Source organism: Pantoea sp. Acro-807, assembly GCF_011752675.1.
Classification (GTDB): Bacteria; Pseudomonadota; Gammaproteobacteria; order Enterobacterales; family Enterobacteriaceae; genus Pantoea; species Pantoea eucrina.
Window position 1 is genome coordinate 1,054,582 of record NZ_VWXE01000001.1, and the last position, 20,008, is coordinate 1,074,589.

General features: G+C 53.5%; 17 protein-coding genes and 2 tRNA genes. 7 read left to right on the top strand and 12 right to left on the bottom strand.

Going from position 1 to position 20,008, the window contains the following annotated elements; genetic code table 11:
- Positions 1-2: 2 nt before the first annotated feature.
- The 3 genes from oppB to F3J39_RS05020 form a co-directional block, all read right to left on the bottom strand.
- Positions 3-923, bottom strand: a complete 921-nt coding sequence (gene oppB, locus F3J39_RS05010; RefSeq protein ID WP_039384644.1) for an oligopeptide ABC transporter permease OppB — start codon at positions 921-923, stop codon at positions 3-5.
- Between the two features lie 81 nt (positions 924-1,004).
- Entirely contained in the window at positions 1,005-2,645 is a 1,641-nt protein-coding gene (oppA, locus tag F3J39_RS05015; protein ID WP_039384646.1) for an oligopeptide ABC transporter substrate-binding protein OppA, read from the bottom strand.
- 772 nt (positions 2,646-3,417) lie between these two features.
- Entirely contained in the window at positions 3,418-4,065 is a 648-nt protein-coding gene (locus F3J39_RS05020) for a YchE family NAAT transporter (RefSeq protein WP_039384649.1), read from the bottom strand.
- A 386-nt stretch (positions 4,066-4,451) separates the two neighbouring features.
- Here F3J39_RS05020 and adhE point away from each other — a divergent pair, with 386 nt between their 5' ends.
- Positions 4,452-7,130 carry a bifunctional acetaldehyde-CoA/alcohol dehydrogenase gene (adhE, locus tag F3J39_RS05025; protein WP_166713878.1) on the top strand — a complete coding sequence of 893 codons (2,679 nt, stop codon included), beginning with the start codon at positions 4,452-4,454 and terminating at the stop codon, positions 7,128-7,130.
- A 51-nt stretch (positions 7,131-7,181) separates the two neighbouring features.
- Here adhE and tdk read toward each other — a convergent pair whose 3' ends face one another.
- Complete coding sequence (tdk, locus tag F3J39_RS05030) at positions 7,182-7,802, bottom strand: thymidine kinase (RefSeq protein ID WP_039384655.1); 621 nt, start codon at positions 7,800-7,802, stop codon at positions 7,182-7,184.
- Positions 7,803-8,175: 373 nt separating this feature from the next.
- On the opposite strand from tdk, the gene hns reads away from it, so the two are divergent.
- Entirely contained in the window at positions 8,176-8,583 is a 408-nt protein-coding gene (hns, locus tag F3J39_RS05035; RefSeq protein ID WP_039384658.1) for a histone-like nucleoid-structuring protein H-NS, read from the top strand.
- A 95-nt stretch (positions 8,584-8,678) separates the two neighbouring features.
- Here hns and F3J39_RS05040 read toward each other — a convergent pair whose 3' ends face one another.
- From F3J39_RS05040 to rssA, 5 genes are all read right to left on the bottom strand, one after another.
- The gene (locus F3J39_RS05040) at positions 8,679-9,686 is read right to left on the bottom strand and encodes an NAD-dependent epimerase (protein WP_039384660.1); all 1,008 of its coding nucleotides are present in this window, start codon (positions 9,684-9,686) and stop codon (positions 8,679-8,681) included.
- A 14-nt stretch (positions 9,687-9,700) separates the two neighbouring features.
- A complete protein-coding gene (locus tag F3J39_RS05045; RefSeq protein WP_039384663.1) occupies positions 9,701-11,041 on the bottom strand; it encodes a UDP-glucose/GDP-mannose dehydrogenase family protein in 1,341 nt (446 codons plus the stop codon).
- A 23-nt stretch (positions 11,042-11,064) separates the two neighbouring features.
- Positions 11,065-11,973: a UTP--glucose-1-phosphate uridylyltransferase GalU gene (galU, locus tag F3J39_RS05050; RefSeq protein WP_039384664.1), complete on the bottom strand. Its 909-nt coding sequence runs from the start codon at positions 11,971-11,973 to the stop codon at positions 11,065-11,067.
- Positions 11,974-12,166: 193 nt separating this feature from the next.
- On the bottom strand, positions 12,167-13,183 hold the full coding sequence (gene rssB, locus F3J39_RS05055) for a two-component system response regulator RssB (RefSeq protein ID WP_166713879.1): 1,017 nt from the start codon (positions 13,181-13,183) through the stop codon (positions 12,167-12,169).
- 101 nt (positions 13,184-13,284) lie between these two features.
- Positions 13,285-14,184, bottom strand: coding sequence for a patatin-like phospholipase RssA (gene rssA, locus F3J39_RS05060; protein ID WP_166713880.1), 900 nt, complete (start codon positions 14,182-14,184; stop codon positions 13,285-13,287).
- A gap of 96 nt (positions 14,185-14,280) precedes the next feature.
- On the opposite strand from rssA, the gene F3J39_RS05065 reads away from it, so the two are divergent.
- The 5 genes from F3J39_RS05065 to xthA all read left to right on the top strand — a co-directional run bounded on the left by F3J39_RS05065 (position 14,281) and on the right by xthA (position 16,963).
- Positions 14,281-14,736 (top strand): YchJ family protein, encoded by a 456-nt coding sequence (locus tag F3J39_RS05065; RefSeq protein ID WP_039384671.1) that lies wholly within the window; start codon positions 14,281-14,283, stop codon positions 14,734-14,736.
- 56 nt (positions 14,737-14,792) lie between these two features.
- Entirely contained in the window at positions 14,793-15,641 is an 849-nt protein-coding gene (gene purU / locus F3J39_RS05070) for a formyltetrahydrofolate deformylase (protein ID WP_039384674.1), read from the top strand.
- Positions 15,642-15,798: 157 nt separating this feature from the next.
- Positions 15,799-15,883 (top strand) — tRNA-Tyr (locus F3J39_RS05075).
- Positions 15,884-15,926: 43 nt separating this feature from the next.
- Positions 15,927-16,011 (top strand) — tRNA-Tyr (locus tag F3J39_RS05080).
- Positions 16,012-16,156: 145 nt separating this feature from the next.
- Positions 16,157-16,963 (top strand): exodeoxyribonuclease III, encoded by an 807-nt coding sequence (xthA, locus tag F3J39_RS05085; RefSeq protein WP_108569369.1) that lies wholly within the window; start codon positions 16,157-16,159, stop codon positions 16,961-16,963.
- A 33-nt stretch (positions 16,964-16,996) separates the two neighbouring features.
- Here the strand turns inward: xthA and F3J39_RS05090 are convergent, their stop codons facing one another.
- The 3 genes from F3J39_RS05090 to F3J39_RS05100 all read right to left on the bottom strand — a co-directional run bounded on the left by F3J39_RS05090 (position 16,997) and on the right by F3J39_RS05100 (position 19,910).
- Complete coding sequence (locus F3J39_RS05090; protein ID WP_166713881.1) at positions 16,997-17,296, bottom strand: YnjH family protein; 300 nt, start codon at positions 17,294-17,296, stop codon at positions 16,997-16,999.
- Entirely contained in the window at positions 17,293-19,212 is a 1,920-nt protein-coding gene (locus F3J39_RS05095) for a DNA topoisomerase III (protein WP_039384680.1), read from the bottom strand. Before F3J39_RS05095 ends, F3J39_RS05090 begins: the two co-directional genes overlap by 4 nt.
- A gap of 146 nt (positions 19,213-19,358) precedes the next feature.
- On the bottom strand, positions 19,359-19,910 hold the full coding sequence (locus F3J39_RS05100; RefSeq protein WP_039384682.1) for an NAD(P)H nitroreductase: 552 nt from the start codon (positions 19,908-19,910) through the stop codon (positions 19,359-19,361).
- Positions 19,911-20,008 lie beyond the last annotated feature (98 nt).

Sequence of the window (20,008 nt, forward strand, 5' to 3'; positions counted from 1 at the left end):
CCTTAATAGCGAATCTTGGGATCAATAACGGCGTAAAGCACATCAACGATCGCATTAAACAGAATAGTCAGCACGCCGACCAGAATCGTCAGGCTCATTACCAGCGAATAGTCACGGTTTAGCGCACCGTTAACAAACAGCTGGCCGATACCGGGCAGGCCATAGATCGACTCAATTACCATCGAACCGGTAATGATGCCGACAAAAGCAGGCCCCAGATAGGAGAGCACCGGCAAAAGCGCAGGCTTGAGCGCATGGCGCAGCACGATACGGCGCAGCGGCAACCCTTTTGCCCGAGCCGTACGAATGAAGTTTGAGTGCATGACCTCAATCATGGAACCGCGCGTAATACGGGCGATGCTGGCGATATAAGCCAGCGAGAGCGCCACCATCGGCAGCAGCATGTAGTTCCACTGCCCGCCGTTCCAGCCGCCGCCCGGCAGCCAGCGCAGCGTAATGGCAAAAATTAATACCAGCAGCGGCGCCACAACAAAGCTCGGGATAACAATGCCGGTCATCGCCACCCCCATGACGGCGTAGTCCCACAGGCTGTTCTGCTTCAGCGCCGCGATAACGCCAGCGGTTACGCCCAGGATCACCGCCAGGAAAAAGGCCGCCAGTCCCAGCTTCGCGGAGACCGGGAAGGCGTGCCCTACCAGATAGTTAACCGAATAGTCCTTATATTTGAACGAAGGACCAAAATCGCCGTGCGCCAGCTGCCCCAGATAACTCAGGTACTGTTTGCCAATCGGATCGTTGAGATGGTATTTGGCTTCAATATTGGCCATCACCTCAGGGGAGAGCGTGCGCTCGCCGGTAAACGGGCTGCCCGGCGCTAAACGCATCATAAAAAACGAGATGGTGATCAGAATAAAGAGCGTCGGAATCGCTTCCAGAAGCCGACGCAGAATAAATTTTAACATTGCCGTACCTGCCAGGCTGTTGCTTCACAAAATCAAAAAAGCGGTGCCGCAGCACCGCCACTGTCGATAGCCTGTGTGCTATTAGTGCTTAATGATGTACAGGTTCTTATCCAGCGTTTTATCCAGCGGATCGTTACCGGTATAGCCGCCGACGTAAGGCTTAACCAGACGGGCGTTAACGTAGTAATAGACCGGCACGATGGCACTGTCTTTATCCAGAATCTGCTCTGCCTGCTGGTAGTCAGCCACGCGCGCTTTTTCATCGGCAGCTTTCACAGCATCGTGGATCACTTTGTCAAAATCAGCGCTCTTGTAGTGCGCTGTATTACTGCTGCTGTCGGACAGCATGGTGTTCAGGAAGGAGGTCGGTTCGTTATAGTCCGCGCACCAGGCCGCACGTGAAACGTCGTAGTTGCCCTGATGACGGGTATCCAGGAACGTTTTCCACTCCTGATTCTCCAGCTTGATATTAACGCCGAGGTTCTTTTTCCAGATAGAGGACGCCGCGATTGCCAGCTTTTTGTGCAGATCTGAGGTGTTATACAGCAGGTTAAACGTCAGTGGCTTATCTGCGGTATAGCCTGCTTCAGCCAGCAGTTTTTTCGCTTCTGCGTTACGCTTGTTCTGATCCCATTTAAACCAGTCCGGCGGCAGCAGTTCCATGCCATCGGTTGCCGGCGGTGTATAGCTGTAGGCGGGCAGCTGACCCTGCGCCAGTACCTTATTCACCATGATGTCGCGATCCAGACCCAGCTTCAGCGCGGTGCGCACGCGGGCATCAGTGAAAGGCGCTTTCTGGTTATTGATCTCGTAGTAGTAGGTGCAGAGATACGGTTTTACCATCAGCTCTTTGCCATTATCGCGCTGCAGCTTTTTGAACAGCTCAATCGGCATATTGTTATAGGTGATGTCGCTGCCATTTTCAGAGAAGTAGCGGTTCACATCGCTCACTTCTGAGTTGATGGGCAGGAAGGTGACTTTGTTCAGTACCGTATGTTCGTTATCCCAGTATTGCGGGTTGCGTACCAGCGTGACGCGCTCGTTGATAACGTGCGCTTCCAGTTTAAACGCGCCGTTTCCTACCCAGTTCTGCGGCTGCGTCCACTGATCGCCCGATTTTTCGATTGCAGGCTTATAGACCGGTGACATCACGGCATTGATCAGCAGCTTATAAAAGTAAGGTACCGGCTGGCTTAGCGTAACTTCCAGCGTATGATCGTCCAGCGCTTTTACGCCCAGTTCAGAGGTCGGCTTTTTACCGGCAATAATTTCATCAACGTTAGCGATATGGCCATACTGCGGATAGCTGGCATAAGGTGACGCCGTTTTCGGGTCAACCAGACGCTGCCAGCTGTAGACGAAATCCTGTGCGGTAACCGGCTCGCCATTAGACCATTTGGCATTTTTACGCAGATGGAAAGTCCAGACTTTAAAATCTTTGTTTTCCCAGCTCTCTGCAACGCCCGGAACCGGTTTGCCGCTGGCATCGCTGACGATAAGCCCTTCATAGAGATCGCGGGCAATATTATCTTCCGGTACGCCCTCAATTTTATGCGGATCGAGCGACTGAACTTCGTCACCGTTACCGCGCACCAGCTCCTGTTTGGCGGCCAGCTCAACGCCAGCCGGTACCGTTGCAGCCAGCGCAGCGTTCCCTGTCAGAGAGGCAATTGCGGCCAGAACGCCGGCCGCAATCAGACTTTTTTTCGTGATGTTGTTCATTGTTATGCTCCAGTTTTATTATTGTCGTCGGTGCGCTATCGCGCCTGACGTATCCCGTTTACCGGGCGATCTTCGTCTCGTTCGAGCAAAGATCCCTGTCCCCTTCCGGGTGACTTCAGCAAGCCGCCAGCGGGTAATGATATTTGCTGACGACTCACTCACTGTTCTTTTGATAAAGAAAGCGTTCAGCTGCCGGTTTCTGATACGCGTTGCCGGTATAACTACGCCCGCGTGCTAATAAGCAAAAATCGTACACATCTGCTGAGAGAGCGATAAAAATCCTGGAAGTGCCAGAAATTATCAGAAGCTATCCCGTTGCGCCAAAGCCAATGCAGAAAAATGTTAGCTATTTCTCTTTTATCATGTCCGGGATAACGTTGAAAGCGTTAATTATTTCCGCTAAATATCAGCTAATACATTGATAAATATGATTATTTAATCAATTCTGGCGATTATGCGCGCACTTATTTTATGCAAAACTCATTCTGCGCAAATCTATTGAGTTTTTACTTCAAAGCGGAATATTCAGCGACTACTTTACAAGAGAGGCACAGCTAATCACTTTCAGCGCGGATTTAGCAGCAGGTAAATCTGTGACAATAATCACATTAATAAGCGGATATTAAGCAGGGATGACTGACTGAGTAGTAAAAGTGATAAAAGCGAGCCTGAAAGTAGCCCGATAACTAATTTCACCAAAAAGGTGCATGTGCACGTCGCGATGCACCCTTTTGGTTCATGAAGATGTTTTTCAGCAAAAAACAGGTCAGGTCTAATTCAGTAATCCTGGAAAGATTGCTTTTATGCCGGTGACGACAAATTCAATCCCTAACGCCATTAATAACAACCCCATAATACGGGTAATGACGTTAATTCCGGTCTGACCCAATATCCGTACCATTAACGGCGCCGCTCTGAACAGTAACCAGCAGCAAAAGGCGAAAACCGCAATCGCCAGCGTAAAACCCAGCAAATTAAGCCAGCTGTGATAGCGCGAACTCCAGACGATAGTGGAACTGATAGCCCCCGGCCCTGCCATGAGCGGCAGCGCCAGCGGGACAACACCGATGCTTTCACGAATAGCCGTTTCTGATTTTTCCTGCTTGTTTTGCTTATCCTCACCCAGCTTGCCGCTAATCATCGACATCGCAATGGTCACAACCAGTATGCCGCCTGCGATTCGGAAAGAGTCGATTGAGATACCAAACAGATGCAGGATCCCATCGCCAAGAAACAGCGAGGTCCAGAGAATAATCGCGACTGCAAGGTTGGCTGTAAGATTGGTTTTGTTGCGTTCAGCCACCGCCTGATAGCGGGTCATGCTGATAAAAACCGGAATGATGCCTACCGGATTCACCAGCGCAAACAGGCCGACAAAAAATTTTATATAGCCGGAAAGATCGAGTAGCACGGGGGTCACAACAGGCTCCTGAAAAAGTCAAAAAAACGCGCTTAATGTAGTGCATATGTCTGCTGAAAAACAGCGTATATGGCAGAAATATCTGCTATATGTCCGCCACAGAGATGGCATAAAAATCTGGCTGTTTTCATATATGCCTGCAGAACAGCAGCGTCTAAAAAACGGCGCCTTTAGTCGTAAACGATCTGGCTGACCGCTCACCGCTGCAGCCTCTCTTGATCTGCATCATGATTACGTCTCTCCACCAGCGCTACGCTGGGTGCAGTAAATCATTCACGTCAGACCTTTTTACTAAACAGACGGGCCTGCCCTGTCAAACCTTAGCTGATTTCTTTCTCTGCGCTGGCCTGTTTATTAAAAAAGTTTAACTTCCTCAGGAGAGTATTATGGCCGTAACCAATGTTGCCGAACTCAATGCACTGGTTGAACGTGTAAAACGCGCGCAGCGCGAGTTTGCCAGTTTTAGCCAGGAGCAGGTTGATGCAATTTTTCGCGCCGCGGCGCTGGCGGCAGCTGACGCCCGCATTCCGCTGGCTAAGATGGCGGTAGCGGAATCGGGCATGGGTATTGTTGAAGATAAAGTGATCAAAAATCATTTCGCTTCAGAATATATCTACAACGCGTACAAAGATGAAAAAACCTGTGGCGTGCTGGCAAGCGATGATACCTTTGGCACCATTACCATTGCCGAACCCATTGGCCTCATCTGCGGTATCGTCCCTACCACCAACCCTACCTCCACGGCTATTTTCAAGGCGCTTATCAGCCTGAAAACCCGCAACGGCATTATTTTTTCTCCTCATCCGCGCGCAAAAAATGCCACCAATAAAGCAGCCGATATCGTGCTGCAGGCGGCTATTGCTGCGGGCGCTCCCAAAGATATCATCGGCTGGATCGATGCGCCTTCGGTCGAGCTTTCCAGTCAGCTCATGCATCATCCGGATATCAACCTGATTCTGGCGACCGGCGGCCCGGGCATGGTTAAAGCGGCCTATAGCTCAGGTAAACCGGCGATTGGCGTTGGCGCGGGCAATACGCCGGTGGTGATTGATGAAACGGCTGACATCAAACGCGTGGTCGCTTCCATTTTAATGTCTAAAACGTTCGATAACGGCGTGATCTGTGCCTCTGAGCAATCGGTCATTATCGTTGATGCCGTCTATGACGCGGTCCGCGAACGGTTTGCCAGCCACGGCGGCTATCTGCTGCAGGGCCATGAGCTGAGCGCGGTTCAGAATATCCTGCTGAAAAACGGCGCACTGAACGCGGCAATTGTGGGCCAGCCCGCCTGCAATATTGCTGCGCTTGCCGGCATTAGTGTCCCGCCGGGCACCAAAATTTTAATTGGCGAGGTGTCAGCCGTTGATGAATCGGAGCCTTTTGCACATGAAAAGCTCTCGCCGACGCTGGCGATGTATCGGGCAAAAGATTATGCGGACGCGGTAGCAAAAGCAGAGAAGCTGGTCGCGATGGGCGGCATTGGTCACACATCCTGTCTCTACACCGATCAGGATAACGAGGCCGGGCGGATCCACTATTTTGGCGACAAAATGAAAACGGCCCGCATCCTGATCAACACCCCGGCTTCACAGGGCGGCATTGGCGATCTTTACAACTTCAAACTTGCCCCTTCCCTGACGCTGGGCTGCGGCTCCTGGGGGGGCAACTCTATCTCTGAAAACGTAGGCCCTAAACACTTGATCAATAAGAAAACCGTGGCTAAGCGAGCAGAAAATATGTTGTGGCATAAGTTACCGAAGTCTATCTACTTCCGCCGCGGCTCTCTTCCGATTGCGCTGGAAGAGGTTGCTGCTGAGGGAGCGAAACGCGCGTTTATCGTTACCGATCGCTTTCTGTTTAATAACGGCTATGCCGAGCGCGTTACGCGGGTGCTGAAATCACAGGGTATCGAAACCGAGATATTTTTTGAAGTGGAAGCCGATCCGACCCTGAGCATTGTGCGTAAGGGTGCAGAGCAGATGCACAGTTTCCGGCCCGACGTGATTATCGCCCTGGGCGGTGGTTCACCGATGGACGCAGCGAAAATCATGTGGGTCATGTATGAGCATCCGGAAACGCATTTTGAAGAGCTGGCGCTGCGCTTTATGGATATCCGTAAACGTATCTACAAATTCCCGAAAATGGGCGTGAAAGCGCGCATGGTCGCGATCGCCACCACGTCAGGCACCGGCTCAGAAGTCACCCCGTTTGCCGTTGTCACCGATGACGCCACCGGGCAAAAATATCCGCTGGCGGACTACGCCTTAACGCCGGATATGGCGATTGTCGATGCCGACCTGGTGATGGATATGCCGCGCTCGCTCTGCGCTTTTGGCGGCCTTGATGCGGTGACGCATGCGCTGGAGGCTTACGTCTCGGTGCTTGCCAGTGAGTACTCAGATGGACAGGCACTACAGGCGCTGAAGCTGCTTAAAGAGAACCTGCCTGCCAGCTATCGCGATGGTGCGAAAAATCCGGTTGCGCGTGAACGCGTACACAACGCGGCGACTATCGCCGGCATTGCCTTTGCCAACGCTTTCCTCGGGGTGTGCCACTCTATGGCCCATAAACTTGGCTCAGAGTTTCATATCCCGCACGGGCTGGCAAACGCGCTGCTTATCGGTAACGTCATCCGCTATAACGCCAATGATAACCCGACGAAACAGACGGCGTTCAGCCAGTATGACCGGCCGCAGGCACGGCGCCGCTATGGGGAAATTGCTGACCATCTCGGCCTGACTCAGCCCGGGGATCGCACGGCGCAGAAAATCGAAAAACTGCTGGCGTGGCTGGATGAAATAAAAACGCAGCTCGGTATTCCCGCTTCTATTCGGGAAGCAGGCGTGCAGGAGGCGGATTTCCTGGCGAAAGTAGATAAGCTGGCTGAAGACGCTTTTGACGATCAGTGCACCGGCGCCAATCCGCGCTATCCATTAATCGCTGAGCTAAAACAGATTATGCTGGATACGTTCTACGGACGTGATTATTCAGAAACGGACATACCCTCTGCAGAAATCTGCGAGCTGCAGTCCGCTGCCCGTGAAAAAAAAGTAAAGAAAGCGTAGTCCGCTGAAAATAAAAAACCCGCCGCGGCGGGTTTTTTTATGGCTGGCTGATTAAACCGGTGGCGGATTAGCGCCATATATGGCCTCACGCGTACCCAGATTAATCGCCTGCTTGTAATGTTTCCGGCATACGGATATATAGCGCTCATTACCGCCAATTACGACCTGCTCACCTTCGCTGAACGGTCTGCCCTCCCCGTCAAGGCGCAGCACCATGCTCGCCTTACGGCCGCAGTGGCAAATTGTTTTAAGCTCGACCAGTTTATCGGCCCAGGCAAGAAGATACTGGCTGCCGGTGAACAGCTCACCGCGGAAGTCAGTACGCAGACCGTAGCAGAGAACCGGAATATCAAGATTGTCCGCCACGTCAGAGAGCGCATAAACCTGCTCACGCGTCAGAAACTGACTTTCGTCAACCAGCACGCAGTGTACGGGCTGGCGCGCATGTTCTTCCGCAATGGCTTCGGCCAGTTCTGTTTTATCATTATACAGACAGGCAGGCGAAGAGAGCCCGATTCGTGAGCTGACCACGCCGGCACCAAATCTATCGTCTATCTCTGCGGTATAGACCAGGGTGCGCATGCCGCGCTCCTGATAGTTATAGGAAGATTGCAGCAGCGCGGTGGATTTACCCGCATTCATCGCCGAGTAATAGAAATAGAGTTGAGCCACTTACCAGTCTCTCCGGGGATACTAAATTCAGAAGGCGGCAGTTTAACACAAATGTATTGCCGCAGAGCACCTCACAAACGACAGGTTTACCGTAGCAGAAAGCCACGCTGCTGGACGCTGAAAATCAATGCCGGCACGCTGCGGTTAAATCACTAATAGCGGTTAATTTAATCTCAGCCAAATGGAATAGCCGTCACGCAACGAGACATATCGCGGATAATTTATGCAGCACAGCGATTGATAATTAACTCTGCTGACATAACTAAAAAAATAAATAAATCTCCTCACTCAGGTTTCACTATTGCAGTTATATATTCCCGCCACTATTATGGAACAGCTTAACCACTCCTTTTTATATTCTGAGATAAGAACAATGAGCGAAGCACTTAAAATCCTTAATAATATCCGTACATTGCGTGCTCAGGCTCGCGAATGCTCTCTGGAAACCCTGGAAGAGATGCTTGAAAAACTTGACGTAGTGGTTAATGAGCGTCGTGAAGAAGAGAGTCATGCTCAGGCTGAAAATGCTGAACGCAGCCGCAAACTGGAGCAGTATCGCGAAATGCTGCTGGCTGACGGCATCGATCCTAATGAACTGCTGAACGCATTATCAGAAAACAAAACGGTGACCAAAGCGCGTCGCGCTGCCCGTCCCGCCAAGTACAGCTATGTAGATGAAAACGGTGAAAGCCGCACCTGGACCGGTCAGGGCCGCACGCCTGCCGTAATTAAAAAAGCGATTGAAGAAGATGGTAAACAGCTGGACGATTTCCTGCTGTAATCCGCGCGCTTCGTTTTAACTGTCTGCACTTTTACTGCAATATTCGTTTCGCCAGGTAAAAAAAAGGAAGCCCGCGGCTTCCTTTTTTTATGCGCTTATTTCTGATAAAAGTCGCGATACCAGTCGACAAACTGCTGTACGCCCTGCTCAACGCTGGTCTGCGGCCGGAAATTGATGGCGTCATAGAGAGGCTGCGTATCTGCGCTGGTGCCCAGTACATCGCCGGGCTGCATCGGCAGCATGTTCTTCACTGCCTCAATGCCCAAAGCTTTCTCCAGCGACTCTATATAGGTCATCAGGCGCGTTGGCTGACTATTGCCAATGTTATATACCCGATAAGGCGCAGAGCTGCTGGCGGGGGAGCCGTGCTCCACGCTCCATGCGCTGTCAGGTTGTGGTACCACCGCCTGCAGGCGAACAATCGCCTCAGCGATATCATCGATATAGGTAAAGTCGCGCGTCATCTCACCGCGGTTATAAACGTCGATCGCCTCGCCTGCCAGCATTGCACGGGTAAATTTAAACAGCGCCATATCGGGCCGGCCCCATGGGCCATACACGGTAAAGAAACGCAGTCCGGTTGTCGGCAGCTGATAAAGGTGCGAATAAGTATGCGACATCAGTTCGTTGGCTTTTTTCGTCGCCGCATAGAGGGAAACCGGGTGATCAACGCTGTCATCGGTGGAGAACGGCATTTTGCGGTTCAGCCCATAAACTGAGCTTGAAGATGCATAAAGAAGGTGGCCAATCTTATGGTGACGGCAGCCTTCCAGAATATTCAGATGGCCGGTGAGGTTAGCATCTGCATAAGCGTGCGGGTTATCGATTGAGTAACGCACACCCGCCTGCGCGGCGAGATGGATAACGCGCTCAAACGCGTGCTGTTCAAACAGAGAGGAAATGGCCTGGCGATCGGCCAGGTCCATTTTAATAAAAGTAAATGCGGGATGCGGTGAAATCTGATCGAGGCGAGCCTGTTTCAGGCTGACATCATAATAGTCATTCAGGTTGTCGATACCAACAACCTGGTGACCGGCAGCGAGCAAACGCTGGCTTACGTGAAAACCGATAAATCCTGCTGCGCCGGTAACCAGAAAATTCATACATCCCTCATTTATTACGCAATTTGAATAGACGCTCCGCGGCCGATTGCATAATAAACGAAACCGCGTTTGCTGATACGCTCTGGATCATACAGGTTACGACCATCAAAAATCACGGGTTGTTTTAACGCATTTTTAATTACGTCAAAATCAGGCGCCCGGAAATTCTGCCATTCGGTACAGATAACCAGACCATCAGCGCCCTGCAGTGCCGCTTCTTTAGTCCCTGTGAGTTTCAGATCGTCACGGTGACCATAGATGCGCTGCGCTTCTTCCATCGCTTCCGGATCGTAAGCCTGAACCGTAGCACCCGCTTCCCATAACGCTTCCATCAGCACACGGCTGGAGGCTTCACGCATATCGTCGGTGTTGGGTTTAAACGCCAGGCCCCACAGCGCAAACGTCTTGCCGCGCAGATCGTCACCAAAATGGCGCTTGATAAAGGCAGGCAGTTTGTTTTTCTGCGCGTCATTGACCTCTTCCACCGCCTGCAGCAGGCGCGGTTTATAGCCAATAGACTCTGCTGTACGGATCAGCGCCTGCACATCTTTCGGGAAGCAGGAACCGCCGTAGCCGCAGCCCGGATAGATGAAGTGATAGCCGATACGGGGATCAGAACCGATACCCTGACGGACTTTCTCCACGTCAGCGCCCAGCAGCTCAGCGAGATTAGAGATCTCGTTCATAAAGCTGATTTTGGTCGCCAGCATGCAGTTTGCCGCATATTTTGTCAGCTCTGCACTGCGGATATCCATCAGGATCATGCGATCGTGGTTACGGTTGAACGGCTCATAGAGCTCGCGCAGCAGTTCCACCACATCATCATTGTCAGTACCGACAACGATACGCTCTGGTCGCATGCAGTCGTTAACGGCCGCACCCTCTTTGAGGAATTCCGGGTTGGAAACCACATCGAAAGAAACGCTGGCGCCACGCTGTTTCAGCGTCTCCTGCATCACATTGCGTACGCGGTCGGCTGTGCCGACTGGCACCGTTGATTTATCGATAACGACTTTGTGATCGTTCATATGTTCTGCAATCGTGCGCGCAACCGCGGTCACATATTTCAGATCGGCAGAACCATCTTCGTCAGGCGGTGTGCCAACAGCAATAAACTGCATCACCCCGTGATTAACGCCCTCTTTGGCGTCAGTACTGAATTTCAGGCGGCCCGATTCATAATTGGACATCACCAACGGCGTCAGACCCGGTTCAAAAATCGGGATAACACCCTTTTTCAGGTTTTCGACTTTGTTCGCGTCGACATCAATGCAGAGAACGTCATGTCCGACTTCGGCCAACACCGCAGCCTGAACCAGACCGACATAGCCGATACCAAATACAGTGACTTTCATTAAATTATCCTGTGCTTAATGAATTACTTTTTATTGCCTACCGCGTTGTCCAGCCACTGTGCAAAATCTTTGCCCAGCACCGGGTGACGTACGCCGTACTCAACAAAAGCCTGCATGTAACCCAGCTTGTTACCACAGTCGTGGCTGACGCCAGTCAGGTGATAAGCTTCTACAGTCTCTTTTTCCATCAGCATAGCGATAGAGTCGGTCAGCTGAACTTCGCCGCCTGCACCCGGAGGGGTTTTAGCCAGCAGAGGCCAGATATCAGCAGAAAGAACATAACGACCTACTACCGCGAGGTTTGAAGGCGCTTCATTCGCTTTTGGCTTCTCAACAACGCCCACCATCGGTGCACTCTGGCCCGCGCTCAGCTCGGCGCCTTTGCAGTCAACCACACCGTATGCGGTTACGTCTGCTACTGGCTCAACCATGATCTGGCTGTGACCGGTTTCTTCAAAACGCGCCAGCATCTCTGCCAGGTTGTCTTTGGTCGGGTTTGACTCATATTCGTCGATGATAACGTCTGGCAGAATGACTGCTACCGGCTCATCGCCTACCAGCGGATGTGCACACATGACCGCATGGCCCAGACCTTTAGCGATACCCTGACGCACCTGCATGATGGTGACGTGTGGCGGACAGATAGACTGGATTTCATCCAGCAGCTGACGCTTAACACGCTTCTCCAGCATGGCTTCCAGTTCGAAGCTGGTATCAAAGTGGTTTTCGATTGAGTTTTTAGAAGAGTGCGTAACCAGCACAATTTCGTTAATGCCCGCAGCAATACACTCATTTACGACATACTGGATCAACGGCTTATCGACCAGCGGTAACATCTCTTTTGGAATAGCTTTGGTCGCTGGCAGCATACGCGTACCTAAACCTGCAACCGGGATTACCGCTTTTTTTACTTTTGACTTATAGGCAGACATCAAATACCTCTCTTAATAGGCCGCTCAAGTTAATACTTGATATGTCGGTTTAAAAAACGAAATGAGTATATCAGTTAGTATCAGGCGGAATTATCCTGGATAAAGTTAATCCATGGAATTTAAGACTTTTACCCAAGTGTAAAGGATAGGTCTGGCGCTGTCGCTTAACTGATTTAACCCGCTGTTTAACTGCTTATTCTTCACCCGATAACATCAGACGTAGCCTGCCGCCGGCACCCCAGACGTGGCACTGCCAGGCACCGGTATGCTGAGAAATCTGATTAAGATGGGTCTCCCCCATCGTACCCAGCGGTACACCGCTGTTTAACTGCAGCTGCTGCGTTTCCAGGTGCAGCGTGGCATTAAGCCCTGCTGAAACCAGAATTAATTTACGCAGTTCGCGATGATAATATCCCACCAGAAGCGGGAACTGCCCGGTAAGGTTTGCCTGGCGCAGCAGCATATTCACCTGACGCAGCAGACCGTTGAGTTCCGGCAGCCGATGATGCTGTCCGGACAGCTGCTCCTGCAGTAAACCGTTGAATAGCGCCCGCAGCAGCAGCGCGGCCAGCACGCCGTTGTCGCCCGCCCGGGTAACATCGAGACAGTAAAAGGCGAGATCTTTATCGGAGAGCGCAGCGATATCCAGAACCAGCCCTGGCTGTTCCGCCATGGTGAGCTGTCGGTAGTTGATGCGGCAGTGCGCAATGGTTTGCTGCACCGGCGGCTGCAGCTGCTTCAGCAGTTTTGCCGCGGCGATCGGATCGCGGGCCAGCGCATCCCAGTCCTGAAACAGCTGCTCATCCTCCTCCACTTTCGAGGTGAACATCGAGGGATAAAGACACTCAAAAACAGCCTCGCGGAAGCGTTCGATATTTTTCAGAGGTTTCAGTAATACATCCTGCACGCCAAGCCGCAGCACATGCGCGATATCAGCCATATTCTGGGTAGCAGATATGACCAGTACAGGCACCGTATTCCCCTGACTGCGCAGATGCTCAACAAACGCAATACCGCCCATCCGGGGCATTTCCAGATCGCAAATCACCAGATCGGCGCTGTGCGACGACAGAATGTCGAGGCCTTCCAGCCCATCGCCGGCCTGCAGGGCTGTTGCCCCCAGACTGGTCAGTACATTTTCCAGCAATGAACGGAAAACGACCTCATCTTCGACAATGAGTATCTTTTTGCCGAGTAGTGGTTTTTCCATTCTCTCCCCCTGCGTACCAGATATTGCAATAGTGGTTCATAAAATGCAGTTGCGCCTTTAATTATTGTCATCAGCGACAACCCCCCTGAATGAACAACTGACTATCTGCTACGGACCAGTGGTAATAGTTCATCCATTTTTTTCTCTACGGCCGCCTTACCGGCAGCCATCGCCTCTTCAGCACGATGAAAATCCAGCGTTGAAATCTGCGGACAAAACGGCTGAATCAGCACATCCGGCGGATCGCCCGCCATACGGTTACGTTTCAGGCGGTTTTCCAGCACCTGAATTGAGGTCGACATGATCTCCATTGCGCCAGGTGACTGCGCCGCGCGCTGGCGGGAAAATCCCATCAGACGCTGACGTAATTTTTTACCCCACGAGAGCGCCTCTGCCGCGTCATCGCCGTTTTCCGGCGTTACCGACAGCAGATCCTGCTGCATCAGATGCGCATCATGCTGAAGATCGACCGCAATAACAATGTCGGCGCCAAGTGCGCGCGTCAGGGAGATGGGCACCGGGTTTACCACCGCGCCATCCACCAGCCAGTATCCATTGTAGCCAACAGGTGGTAATAAGCCTGGCATACTACAGGAAGCGCGCACGGCCTGATGCAGATCGCCTTCAGTCAGCCAGAGCTCACGGCCGGTACTCAGGTTGGTGGCAACCACGCCAAACGGTTTCAGGCCGCCGTCAATCTGGTCATGCGGGATCAGCTGGCGAATATGACTGAAAACGCGATCGCCGCGTAACAGTCCCCCGCGCTGCCAGGAGAGATCCATCAGGCGTATAACATCCCAGTAGCGAAACGCGCTGACCCACTTATCCATCTTTGCCAGGTGACCATTGGTGTAGGCGGCACCAACCAGCGCGCCGACTGAGCAGCCCGCTACCACATCAATTTCAATACCGGCACGCTCCAGCGCATTGATGACACCGATATGCGCCCAGCCCTTCGCGGCGCCCGATCCCAGAGCCAGTCCAATCTTGACCTTTCTCATCTTACCTCGTGATGCTGCTGGTACGTAGCATCATGCCACGCAGTCGGCTACCATAGCGCACGCCTATGATAACGTTAACCACTCTCAGGAGATGATGTGTCCGAAAAGTGCCCCTGCTGCAGCGGGAAGCAGTATAGCGTATGTTGTCAGCCCTTTTTAAACGGCGAGGCCATCCCGCTAAGTGCTGAACAGCTGATGCGATCTCGCTATACGGCCTACGCCACGGGTAATGCAGTTTATCTGACAGAAACCTGGCACGCCAGCCAGCGCAGCGTCGATCTGACGGCGCGTTTATCTGAAAGTTTTGCCGGTACAACGTGGCTCGGACTAAATGTAACCTGTTGTAATCATGGCATCCATGAGAACGAAGCCTTTGTGACCTTTTTTGCGCGCTACCGCGAAAAAGAGCGCGAGTCAGCGATCGCTGAACGTTCACGCTTTCTTCGGGAGGAGGGTCGCTGGTACTATGTGGATGGAACAGCGCCAGCAATCGGGCGTAACGATCGCTGCCCCTGCGGCTCTGGCAAAAAATACAAAAAATGTTGTGGCTGATATCCGCTTCGCCGCAATGGTAATACCCTTATCGCTTTGACAGGACCTTGACTGAGATGCAAGCGCAAACACTGCAACGAAAAGTTTTACGGACCATTTGCCCTGATGCTAAAGGTCTGATCGCCAAGATCACCAATATTTGCTACAAGCATGAACTCAACATTGTGCAAAACAATGAGTTTGTCGATCACCGCACCGGCCGCTTTTTTATGCGCACCGAGCTGGAAGGCATTTTTAACGACAATACGCTGCTGGCCGATCTGGATAGCGCTCTGCCGACCGGTTCGGTGCGTGAGCTGCACACTGCCGGTCGCCGCCGCGTCGTTATTCTGGTCACAAAAGAGGCGCACTGCCTGGGTGACCTGCTGATGAAAAGCGCGTTTGGCGGTCTGGATATGGAGATCGCTGCGGTGATCGGCAATCACGATACGCTGCGCTCGCTGGTAGAACGTTTTGATATTCCTTTTGTGCTGGTCAGCCATGAAGGCAAAACGCGCGAAGAGCATGACAACCGCATGGCGGAAGAGATCGATCGCTATCAGCCTGATTACGTGGTGCTGGCAAAATATATGCGCGTGCTGACGCCTGCTTTTGTGCAGCGCTACCCTAACCAGATCATCAATATTCACCACTCGTTCCTGCCAGCTTTTATCGGCGCGCGTCCTTATCATCAGGCGTATGAACGCGGCGTTAAAATCATTGGCGCAACGGCGCATTACGTCAATGACAACCTGGACGAAGGTCCAATCATTATGCAGGATGTCATTAACGTGGATCACAGCTATACCGCTGAAGAGATGATGCGCGCCGGACGCGATGTGGAAAAAAACGTGCTGAGTCGCGCGCTCTATAAAGTGCTCGGCCAGCGCGTGTTTGTTTATGGCAACCGCACGATTATTCTTTAAGCGCGGCGTTTTGGCGCCAGGGCGCTGAATTGTCTAACTCTTCAGCGCTACGCGTAAAAAACGGGCAAACAGGTTTTATTTTTACATCCGGTGCTTTACAGGCGGAACGCATTTGATATGATGCGCCCCGCCTTCAGGCACAAAGATTCAGGCAAGTGGCGGGATTCCCGAGCGGCCAAAGGGAGCAGACTGTAAATCTGCCGTCATCGACTTCGAAGGTTCGAATCCTTCTCCCGCCACCATCTGAATCACTCTGCAGTGCCTGAATCTGAGCTTTATATCCCAGGCGGGATTCCCGAGCGGCCAAAGGGAGCAGACTGTAAATCTGCCGTCATCGACTTCGAAGGTTCGAATCCTTCTCCCGCCACCATCTCCTGTTCCGTTCGCTACATCCTGAAAAAACTCAGTTTGCTCTTCCCCTCTGATACTGGGCTGCCTGCTCCGCTTCGGGCATGACTTTTTGCCAAAAAGCCGTTACCATCGCGCCGCATACAGGTTATTAAAATGGCAGCGATATGAAATTTGTTTCATTCAACATCAACGGGTTGCGCGCCCGCCCTCATCAGCTGGCCGCGCTGGTGGAACAGCATCAGCCTGAGGTTATCGGCCTGCAGGAAACCAAGGTTCACGATGAGATGTTCCCACTGGAAGAGGTCAGCCAGCTCGGCTACCACGTCTTCTATCATGGGCAAAAAGGTCACTACGGCGTCGCGCTACTTACCAAAAACGCACCGGTACGGGTCATGCGCGGTTTTCCGGGCGATGACGCTGACGCCCAGCGACGCCTGATTATGGCGGAGATACCGAGCCCGGCAGGTAACATCACCGTTATCAACGGCTATTTCCCGCAGGGTGAAAGCCGCGACCACCCGCTTAAATTCCCGGCTAAAGAGAAATTCTACCGCGATCTGCAGAGCTATCTGATGGAGCACGCTGCCGCTGACAAGCCGGTGCTGATCATGGGCGACATGAATATCAGCGCCACTGACCTGGATATCGGGATTGGTGAGGAGAGCCGCAAGCGCTGGCTGCGTACCGGAAAATGCTCGTTTCTGCCGGAAGAGCGTGAGTGGATGGATCGGCTGCTGCAGTGGGGTCTTACCGATACCTGGCGCGCCAGAAACCCGACGACAAACGATCGCTTTTCCTGGTTCGACTACCGCTCGCGCGGATTTGATGACAACCGCGGACTGCGCATCGATCTGCTGCTGGCCAGTCAGCCGCTGGCCGCGCGCTGCGTCGATGCCGGTATCGATTACGCCATTCGCGGCATGGAAAAACCTTCTGACCATGCTCCCGTCTGGGCGACGTTCGATCTGTAAACGTCAGGCGTGGCGCCGGCGCGCCACGCTTAACTATTTAATGATTTTCCACAGCAGCGGATTGGTCCCCAGCACCTTTTCATCCCGCGAGCACTGCAGCAGTACCCCTTCGGCCTTAACCACTGCGCCTTCTGAATAGCTGCGGTTTTCATAAATGCAGCACTGAAGGCAGCTGTTTTGCTGACGATTCTGGCCCTGCGTCCAGACTTCCGCCGGCATATCCACCAGCACATCCGTATTACCCGTCCGCCCCGGCTCCGGCATCCGGTTTGCCAGCGCTGTAGTGCTGCAGATCAGCAGCGCCAGCGCCACTCCTGTTGTATACCCGCTCATTGCGTCTCCTTTGGCTTTCGCCGCTGTTTTTTGGCTTTCGCGCGCGCTGGCGAAGCGGCCGCCAGCCCTTTGAACGCCTGCAAAGAAGGCCGCTGCCGCGCCTCGCCAATCAGCGTGGTCAGCGTTGACACCAGCGGCTGCATAAACTCATCATAGCGGCAGCTTTTTTCGCTGATGCGCGTCAGGGTTGACTCCCACTGCGCCGTCATATCCGGCCGCGCCGCCATTTCCGGCAGCGCATGGATCAGGGCTCTGCCCGCCTCCGTTGAGTGGATATAGCGCCCTTTTTTAACCAGGAAGGTGCGGCGAAACAGCAGTTCAATAATGCCGGCCCGCGTCGCCTCCGTTCCTAAACCATCGGTCGCACGCAGCACTTTCTTTAATTCTTTATCCTGCACAAAGCGCGCAATGCCGGTCATGGCGGATAACAGCGTGGCATCAGTAAACGGCCGCGGCGGCTGGGTCTGCTTCTCCAGCAGTTCACCGCGCTCGCACAGCAGGGTGTCGCCTTTAGCGACGACCGGCAGCGGCGTGCCGTCATTCTCCTCGTCACGCTCTTTATTCCCGAGCAGCGCGCGCCACCCCGCTTCCGCCAGAAACCGCGCTTTTGCAACAAACCGGCCACCACCGATCTCCAGATCGATAACGCATTTGCGGAACTGCGCATCCGGGCAGAACTGCATCAGATATTGCCGGGCAATCAGCGCATAGATCCGGGCCTCATTGTCGCTGAGTGCGACTTTGCCGGTACGCGCGGTGGGAATGATAGCGTGATGCGCATCGACCTTTTTATCGTCCCAGCAGCGGTTTTTCTGTTCCGTATTGAAGTCAGCAGGTGGCGTGAGATCGGGCTGATGCACAGCGATCGCTTTCAGCACGGCATGACGACCGGCGTAGTGCTCATCAGGGAGATAGCGGCTATCCGAACGCGGATAAGTAATAAGCTTATGTGTCTCATAGAGGCGCTGACAGCAGTCCAGCACGCTCTGCGCGCTCAGCCCGTAACGCTTTGCGGCTTCAATCTGCAGGCTGGAGAGCGAAAACGGCAGCGGTGCGGTTTCCGATTCACGCCTGTCGTTATAGCCGGTCACCTGCGCGGGCTGCCCCTGAATACGCGCCAGCACATGCTCTGCCAGCGGCCGGTGCAGGACGCGCCCCTCTTCATCCTGCCAGGGTTCGCAGGCGTCGCTTGGCACCCAGCTGGCAACGAAGCGCTCCTCTTTTGGCGTGACGACATGCGCTTTTACTTCAAAATAGTCTTTGGGCACAAAGTGCTCGATCTCTTCATCACGTCGCACGACCAGTCCGAGCACCGGCGTCTGCACGCGCCCCACCGACAGAACGCCATCATAGCCGGCGTTACGCCCCAGCAGGGTCCAGGCGCGCGTCATATTGATGCCATACAGCCAGTCAGCGCGTGAACGCGCCAGCGCTGAGACGCAAAGCGGGATGAATTCGCGGTTTTCGCGCAGCCGGCTCACCGCACGCTCAACGGCCGCCGGATTAAGATCGTTGATCAGGCAGCGCTGCACCCGCTGGCGCTTACCAGCCGGCAGCTGCAGATAGTCCAGCACCTCATCCACCAGCAGCTGACCTTCGCGATCCGGATCGCCGGCGTGCACGATTTCGCTGGCCTGCTGCAGTAAGCCTTCTATGGCTTTCAGCTGTTTCGCTACCGAGGGGCGCGGCTGCAGACGCCACTTTTCAGGAATAATAGGCAGATCGGCCAGGTTCCAGCGGGCATAGCGGCTGTCGTAGCTATCAGGCTGCGCCTGCTCCAGCAAATGCCCGACGCACCAGGTCACCACCTGATCGTTGCCGCAGGCGATATAGCCCTCTCCGCGACGATGCGGCTTTGGCAAAACATCTGCGATGGCGCGCGCCAGGCTCGGTTTTTCAGCAATAAATAGACGCATGGAAGGCGCAAATCCTTTCTTTTAGCTTTAACGAAAACAGTGAAGCGATGGTAGCCTGGCGGCCTGCTGGAGGTAAGCTTTCTCTGCACGGATGCGGCGCTTTTGCGCACGACGCCTGCAATTCAGCCAGATTGCAGGCGAGAGAATCAAAACCAGGAGACAAACTCTGTGGTATCCGGTGCGACAACCGTGGTGCTGGCTTTAAGCTGCGGCGTGCCGAGATAGAGAAAGCCCACAATGGCATCTTTTTCTTTGCAGTTGAACGCCGCCCGCACGTGAGGATGGTCGGTCCAGGGGCCACTGCGCCAGATGCCGTTATACCCCTGAGCCAGCGCGGCCATCTGCATCGCCATAACGGCACAGCCCGCAGAGACAACCTGCTCCCACTGCGGCACTTTTTCAGAGGGCTTGTAGTCTGCAATTACCGTTATCACCATGGGCGCACGAAACGGCGCCGCCGCCGCTTTCGCGATGGCTTTTTCATCCAGCGCGCTCTCGCGGGCGGCCTGCTCCAGCACGCGGCTTAGCCGGTCCCGTCCCTCATTCTCCGCAATAACGAAACGCCACGGGCGCAGCGTACCGTGGTCGGGTGCCCGCATACCGGCATGCAGAATATTTTGCAGCACCTCACCTGCCGGAGCGGGTTCAGTCAGTCGCGAAGCTGAGCGGCGATTGGTTAATAACTCCAGTGCATCCATAAGGGTTCTCCTGTGCCTTTTGATGATGTGCTAATCCTGGCACAGCGCGATCTTTTGTAACAGTCTGGTGCGAATTCCTGCTGACTTTTCAGCCGCTG